At 46.2% G+C, this 7,392-nt stretch carries 4 protein-coding genes; 3 read left to right on the top strand and 1 reads right to left on the bottom strand.

The window, feature by feature from the left end; all coding sequences use genetic code 11:
* The first annotated feature begins 809 nt into the window (after positions 1–809).
* Together pglZ and brxL are read left to right on the top strand one after the other, a co-directional pair.
* Complete coding sequence (pglZ, locus tag JWG39_RS15505; protein ID WP_205220351.1) at positions 810–3,425, top strand: BREX-1 system phosphatase PglZ type A; 2,616 nt, start codon at positions 810–812, stop codon at positions 3,423–3,425.
* Positions 3,425–5,464: a protease Lon-related BREX system protein BrxL gene (brxL, locus tag JWG39_RS15500; protein WP_240192177.1), complete on the top strand. Its 2,040-nt coding sequence runs from the start codon at positions 3,425–3,427 to the stop codon at positions 5,462–5,464. Before pglZ ends, brxL begins: the two co-directional genes overlap by 1 nt.
* A 22-nt stretch (positions 5,465–5,486) precedes the next feature.
* Here the strand turns inward: brxL and JWG39_RS15495 are convergent, their stop codons facing one another.
* Entirely contained in the window at positions 5,487–5,720 is a 234-nt protein-coding gene (locus tag JWG39_RS15495) for a hypothetical protein (protein WP_205220350.1), read from the bottom strand.
* Positions 5,721–6,274: 554 nt separating this feature from the next.
* Between JWG39_RS15495 and JWG39_RS15490 the strand changes: the two genes are divergently transcribed.
* Positions 6,275–7,003: a hypothetical protein gene (locus JWG39_RS15490; protein ID WP_205220349.1), complete on the top strand. Its 729-nt coding sequence runs from the start codon at positions 6,275–6,277 to the stop codon at positions 7,001–7,003.
* Positions 7,004–7,392 lie beyond the last annotated feature (389 nt).

Below are 7,392 nucleotides of genomic sequence, written 5' to 3'. Positions count from 1 at the left end.
ATTCTCCAACAGCGGAAAGAATCCTGAAGGCCTATTCCCAAATCACTCTGACGATCATCGAGTTAGCCGGGCAAATCTTTCACCATGTCACACCACTTTCACCGTTACAAGTAAGGATGTTGGAACTTCTTGGTCTGGGACCAGAAATCTATTCCGGCCTGGAGAGTAATTCCGGATAGTTTTTCAGTTTACGCGAATGGTGAGCTTTAACCTTGTTTAACCTTCTTTAACCCTGGTACCCATAATGGCCTCTTCTCCAGCCCCCTCCCCTGCCCAGAAAATCCCTCTTGATTTGAGAGATGAAGATCCGAATCAACCCTGGAAGAAAGACAATCCTGGATTCACAAGGAAAAGTCTCTAAGAGCTTGCGGACACTATTTCTGATCCCAGACCTGGGATTTCTAACATCCTTATACCATTCCTCTTAAATTATGCTCCCCGTTTAAGAAGACCCAATCCCGGTTGCATCTGCTGTTAATAATTCCGGGAATTGCTACCAGTTTATTCCACCAATGGTTGTGTCATTCCACCGTTATCGTTACGTTTACCGGCACAGTGTAGACAAGGCATGCCTTGTCTCTACAACACCATTGCTGGAATCACTGTTGTGCCGATTTTTCACCAATGAGGTGTAAGGTTCACCGTTATAACCCCCGTGATGACAATGTGGTGTGTATTGTTTCTCGGGTTATCGGTGATGGTCGCGTTTTCTGGTCAGTAAAAAATGTAATTTGTATTAGTGAAAATTCGTGTCCATTCGTGGTTACAAATCCCCTGACTTTTTCAGAAATCATAAGAAATAGAGCAAAATGAATATCAAACAAATTACAGACAGCCTGAACAAAATCTATCAGGAAGAAAACACGCGGATTGTCTTCTGGTATGACACGGACGGCGAGTTCGAAGAGATAATCTCGTCCCTTGAGCTGGAAGATGTTTCCCTGGTCAGACTGGACAAAACAGCATCACTTGAACTGAAGATCAGGCTGGAGATGGAAGATACGGAAAACCGTTATCTGCTCTATTCGCCCTGCCCCGAACCTGCCCATAAGGAGAACTGGCTCCTTGATATCCAACTCTACAGCCATCTCTTTCATGCTGATAAAGCGTCCCTCATCTTAAATGATCTGGGCCTGTCCCGGCAGAGCATGCGCGCATATTGCAACAGCCGGAAAACCTTCTTCAACAGCAAAGAGCGGACCGACAAGCTGAAGAAATGGGTGAAACCTGAGGATAATGAAGAGGATCTGGATCTGAAAATGCTGGGCGTGATCACCAGGGTCGAGCAGCCGGATGCCTTTGTGATATTTATGAAGCTCTTTGCGGCCTTTTGTGAAGAGGGAAACTATTCACCTGACAATGAGCCGAAAATCTGGCTGGAAATACTCAAGCTGGATCTTGAAAAGCCCTTCTGGGATCTTGTCGCCAGGACATTTGGGTATGCTGTGGCTGCACCTTCCCTGTCTGATCTCCTCATCAGGCTGCTGGTGACCGACTTCGTCAATACCTTGAAAGATGTCCCACCACCTGCCGGTCTCGAACATTTTGTCCTGCAGGCGGGTTCTCAAAGCTTTACCATTTCTGTCTTCCTCTCCCAGTGGCGAAACGATATCAGCCGGTTTCAGGCATATAATCGTATCGCTGACCATTACAGCAGAAAACTGAAAATTGCGGAGCTGATCCAGGAGTATGAGCGCTCTGTTCTGCTCGATGTCATGACCTTTGAGGTGGTTGAGAAAAGGATCGTCAGTGACCTGCGGGATGTTGTTCTTCAGGGGAAACAGGAAGAATTTGAGACCATTGAGGAACATATCCAATGCCGTCGGGACGGGTACTGGGTCACGACCGGTGATGCCCGGAAGAACCTGTACGGGACAACCTTTGATGCCCTGGAATCGGCGATGGCCCTGTTCCGGCTGCGCAGGAAATATGACAAAGGTTTGAGTTATCCCGGGGCGGAAGAGATGTTCTCTGCCTATACCGGGGAGTTGTATCTGTTTGATCAGTATTACCGACATTTCCATGAAGCTGCTGGCAAGGTTGAGCTGGCAGGCTGGGACATCCTGAAAACCCTGCAGGTGTCCGTCGAAGATTGTTACAGCGGCTGGTTCCTGGATCAGTTGGCTCTTGCATGGGATGGTTTTCTGGAACGTGGCGATACTGGCGGATTACTGAGGAAGTGGACACTTTTCAACGTCAAAAGACAGGATAATTTCTATAAAGAAGTCATAAAGTCTCCTCCGGGCAAGACAACGAGGGTGCGTACTTTTGTCATTATCAGTGATGCGTTGCGCTATGAGATTGCCGAGGAGCTGGCAGGAGTGATCAACAGCCAGTATCGATTACAGGCGGACCTTTCCGCCATGCTTGGTGTTCTGCCCAGCTATACCGCTTTGGGGATGGCGGCTTTGCTGCCTCATAAGTCCATCGCTTTTACAGAGATGAGCGATGGAATTGTCGTTGATGGTCAGCCTTGTGCAGGATTTGAACAGCGGGGTAAAATTCTGGCGCAGCACCAGGGAGTGGCCGTTAAGGCCGAGGATCTGCTGGGCATGTCCAAGGCAGAGGGTCGTGAATTCGTCAAACCTTTTAAGAGTGTCTATATCTACCATAATACGATTGATGCCACTGGCGACACGGCCTCAACTGAATTGAAGACATTTGAAGCGGTGAGGCAGGCGATTGATGAGCTCAACGCCATCATTCGTTATTCTATTAACAGCCTCAGCGCCGGGCAGGTGCATGTAACCGCAGACCATGGTTTTATTTACCAGGACAAAGCCCCTGATCATTTAAACAAGAGTGTGCTCGATGCAAAGCCCGGGCAGGCGGTAAAGAGCAAAAAACGATATATCCTTGGCCGGAAACTGGAAGACTCGGACAACGTCTGGCATGGAAACACCAGGTACACGGCAGGCACGGAAGACGATATGGAGTTCTGGCTGCCGAGGGGAACCAACAGGTTTCATTTCAGTGGTGGCTCCCGCTTTATCCATGGCGGGGCAATGTTGCAGGAAGTGGTTGTGCCCCTGCTCACAGTGACTGAGCTGAAGGGGGCTGCCAAGACGAAATCCGAGGTGCGGAAGGTTGGTATTTCCCGTATTGGATCTCAAAAAAAGGTGGTTACGAACATTCATCGTTTTGAGTTTATCCAGACAGATTCGGTGTCAGACCGGATGAAGCCGATTGTCTTGACGGTATCGCTCAGGGACGGCAATGAACTGGTCAGTAATGAGGCAGTGGTAACCTTTGACAGCTCTTCGACCTCCATGGATGAGCGAAAAAAATCGGTGAAATTGATTCTCAAGGGCATGCAGTTTGACAGGAAAAAGGAATATTATCTCGTGCTTCGTGATCAGCAGGATGATACCGAGTATGAGCGCAGTCCTGTCCATATTGATCTCGCCTTTTCAAGGGATTTCTGATGGAAAACGAAAGAAGTGACAGTAACCTTGATGCGATGCTGAACGAGCACTTTGCCGGTCGAGTTGTCCGTAAGGACCTCACCATGCAGGTGAAGGAAGGGGCCAACGTGCCCGTTTATGTCCTTGAATATTTGCTGGGCATGTACTGTGCTTCCGATGACGAGGAAGTGATAAAGGACGGTCTGCAGACAGTGAAAGACATCCTGTCGGAAAACTATGTCCGCCCTGATGAGGCTGAGAAGGTCAAGTCCAGGATCAAAGAGCTGGGCAACTACAAGATCATTGACAAGGTTACGGTCAGGCTCAACGAAAAAGATGATGTGTATGAGGCGGTGCTGTCAAACCTGGGGGTGAAAAGTGTTGTTGTTCCCAGTGAGACGGTCAAGCGATATGAAAAGCTGCTGGCCGGTGGCATCTGGTCTATTATTGATCTGGAATATTATTATGAGGAGGGGCAGAATATCTCTCCGTTTCTCTTGAAGGAACTGAAGCCCATCCAGATGCCGAATCTTGACCTCGAAACTGTTTTTGAGGGGCGGAGGGCATTTACTGAGGAACAGTGGATTGATGTCCTGCTGCGATCAACAGGTCTTGAACCGGCGCGGTTTAGCGAGCGGGTAAAATGGCACTTTGTCGCCCGCCTCATACCGTTGGTGGAAAACAACTGCAATATCTGTGAACTTGGCCCGAGGGGAACCGGCAAGAGCCATATATATAAAGAGATAAGCCCCAATTCACTTTTAGTCTCCGGTGGGCAGACCACGGTTGCCAATCTCTTCTACAATATGAACACCAGCAGGGTCGGGCTGGTCGGTATGTGGGATGTGGTCGCTTTTGACGAGGTGGCCGGTATCAGGTTCAAGGACAGGGACGGTGTCCAGATCATGAAGGATTTCATGGCATCCGGTTCCTTTTCAAGGGGGCGGGATGTGATCAGCGCCAATGCCTCCATGGTCTTTATTGGCAATATCAACCAGAGCGTTGACAGTCTGGTGAAGACCAGCCATCTCTTTGCGCCCTTTCCTGAGGAGATGATCGATGCGGCATTTTTTGACCGGATGCATTGTTATCTGCCAGGCTGGGAGATCCCCAAGATGCGGCCGGAGTATTTTACCCGTCAATATGGCCTTATTGTCGACTATCTCTCCGAGTTCCTGCGGGAGATGCGAAAAAGAACCTTTGCGGATGCTGTTGACAGGTATTTCACGCTGGGCAATAACCTGAACCAGAGAGATGTCATCGGGGTGCGCAGAACGGTTTCCGGACTGCTGAAGTTGATATATCCCCATGGCGACTTTGCCAAAGATGCTGTTGAGCGGTGTCTGGAATATGCCCTGGAAGGTCGGCGACGGGTTAAGGAGCAGCTCAAGAAGATCGGTGGTATCGAGTTTTATGATGTCCACTTCAGCTATATTGACAATGAGACGTTGGAAGAAAAGTTTGTAAGTGTTCTGGAACAGGGAGGGGATAAGCTGATTCCCCAGGGGCCGCTGAATCCAGGGACAGTGCATCTGGTCGCTCAGGGAACAGAAATGCCGGGTCTGTATCGGCAGGAACTGCAGGTAACCAGGGGCAACGGCAAGCTCACTATTTCTGGTGTCGGCGCACAATCGAAGACGAAAGAGGCAATCAAGATAGCCTTTGATTACTTCAAAGCGAATATCTCCAGGGTGAGTGCCTCAACCAAAGCCAGGGACCATAACTATCACCTGCATATAGTTGAGATGCACAATACAGGGCCCGCCTCAGCCATAACCCTGGCGAGTTTTGTCACCCTGTGTTCCGGTCGGCTGGGGAAATCTCTGCAAAGCCAGCTGGTTGTGCTGGGGGATATGAGTCTGGGCGGGAGTATTACTCCGGTGGAAGATCTGGCGGGAACGCTGCAGGTGGCTTGTGATGCCGGGGCAAAGCGAATTTTACTGCCCATGAGCAGCGTGGGAGATATTACCACCATTCCGGGTGAACTCTTTGCCAAATTTCAAACCAGTTTCTATGCTGATCCCATTGATGCGGTTTTTAAGGCTTTGGGGGTTGAATAGAGAAAAAACGGTGGAAAAAATTTCATATCATGAGCTCTGCCGGGGGTAAGAATAACGTAAAGAGAGGGGAGAAAATGGAATCAATTTTTGGTGTTATTGTCGTACTTATTGCTATAGGTATTCTCATAAAAATACTACCAGCTCTCTTGGAATTTTTATTAGAGGGTTTGGGATTTGTCATATCGGTTGTTATTTTTATAGCTGCTGTTCTTTTTATTGCATCAATATTTAAATAGGGGTAACTATTCAGCCCCATAGACTCCATAAAATCAGGTAGTTGCGGAGTCAAAGCACTCTTTTTAAAGATTTTTTCGCGTTTTTTGACTGTTTTTTAACAAAAAAATGCAAATAAATTAGCATGTTAACCCACCTGAATAGTTACAAAAATAGAAGGGAAATGTAATATTTACGTTTATCATCCGAGCGACAGATAACCGTCACTTCGGGGTTTTCCGGTAGTGGTATCGCTACAGTTGCCCCACCACCGTATAGACAAGGCATGCCTTATCTACACCACAACATTGGTGGAACCACCATCGTGTCAATTTTCCTCAGGGTGATAACATGGGTTACTACCTGGTAAACCACGGAAGACACGGAAAGCACGGAATATTAGAGAACAAAACGCTTAATATCGACTTTCGGATGACTGCCAAAGTTGATTAATAATCTTGGCTTTAAGTTGCTTGCTTTGAAGTAATTGATGCTTTTTATTGTAATATCAATGGTTTACAATTGCCTTTCGTAAAGCCTGAAGTGTTCATAGTAACAATTACAAACACTTACAAGGTTTTACTCCGGGAATAGCTGATGCGTAACTACACCATATCCCCAAAAAAAATTAGATTCCTTGTTAATCAACTAATATTGATGGTAAACATTGGATGGCTATCCATAGCATTTATGAACAAAACCATGGCTGTTCGACTCGTTCATGAAGATGGCATTATTCAGTGGCTTCAGTTTCTTTTTTTACTGTTTACAGCATTATTTCTTTTGAGAATTGTCTTGAGCGACAGAGATCTTTACGAAAATAAAACTTTAAAATATGGCTTTTTCATATTGTTTGTTTTGACTTTGGTATTAGCGGGCGAAGAAATCAGCTGGGGCCAAAGAATTTTTAACATAACAACCCCGGATTTCATTAAACAAGTTAATGTTCAAAATGAAATTACATTACATAATCTTTGGTTTTTTCAGCGCTTTCGACATTGGCTCTTGCTCATCTTTGGACTCACTGGCCTGGTTTTAATTCATCTGAAAACACACAATCATAAAATACATAACCAGTTTGTTTTCTTTTATCCGCCAGCATCGTTCAAGCTGGCATTTTACTTTATCATAATAAGCGGCGTTGCTCTTGAGGTGGCATACATATCACTGTCAACATTCCCTGGGGCAACGGTAAAACTCCTTCGATTCTGGGCTGGAAGGTACTCTGAAATTGGAGAGTTGGGCGTTTCAATAACAGCATTCTCTTATGCCGAACATAAGTTCAATTTGTTATTATATGAAAATAACATAGGGCAAAATGAATAGCGCGATAACAAAGCAATTTTATGGCAGAAAAACCTCTCGGGAGAGGAACAGCTAAAGGTTACTTTTGTCGAATACTCGAAAAAAACAGTAAGCCCCACAAAACACAACACTTCACCTAGGTTACCAATTTAATCATCACCAAAGAGAATGTCTTTCATTTTATGCGTGGTACCAGCGATTCCCGGGCACCCCTGAAACCCAGCAATAGCGTAGTTTTTAAAAAAAGTCTTCGTAAACATTTCAGAAGTTAAGGTAAAATTTCCCTTGACATATCGATGCGATTGTAATCGTCTTTTTGTAAGCAATATTAAAACCTTACAAGGAGGCTGCAATGTCCCGTCACATAAAAGAAACTATAAAAAGCCACAGACGAAAAATGGCCCAAACTG

It is taken from the genome of Desulforhopalus vacuolatus (assembly GCF_016918505.1).
GTDB classification, from domain to species: Bacteria; Desulfobacterota; Desulfobulbia; order Desulfobulbales; family Desulfocapsaceae; genus Desulforhopalus; species Desulforhopalus vacuolatus.
Note: the sequence above shows the minus strand (reverse complement) of the source record. Positions and strands in the feature narration are given on the sequence as shown.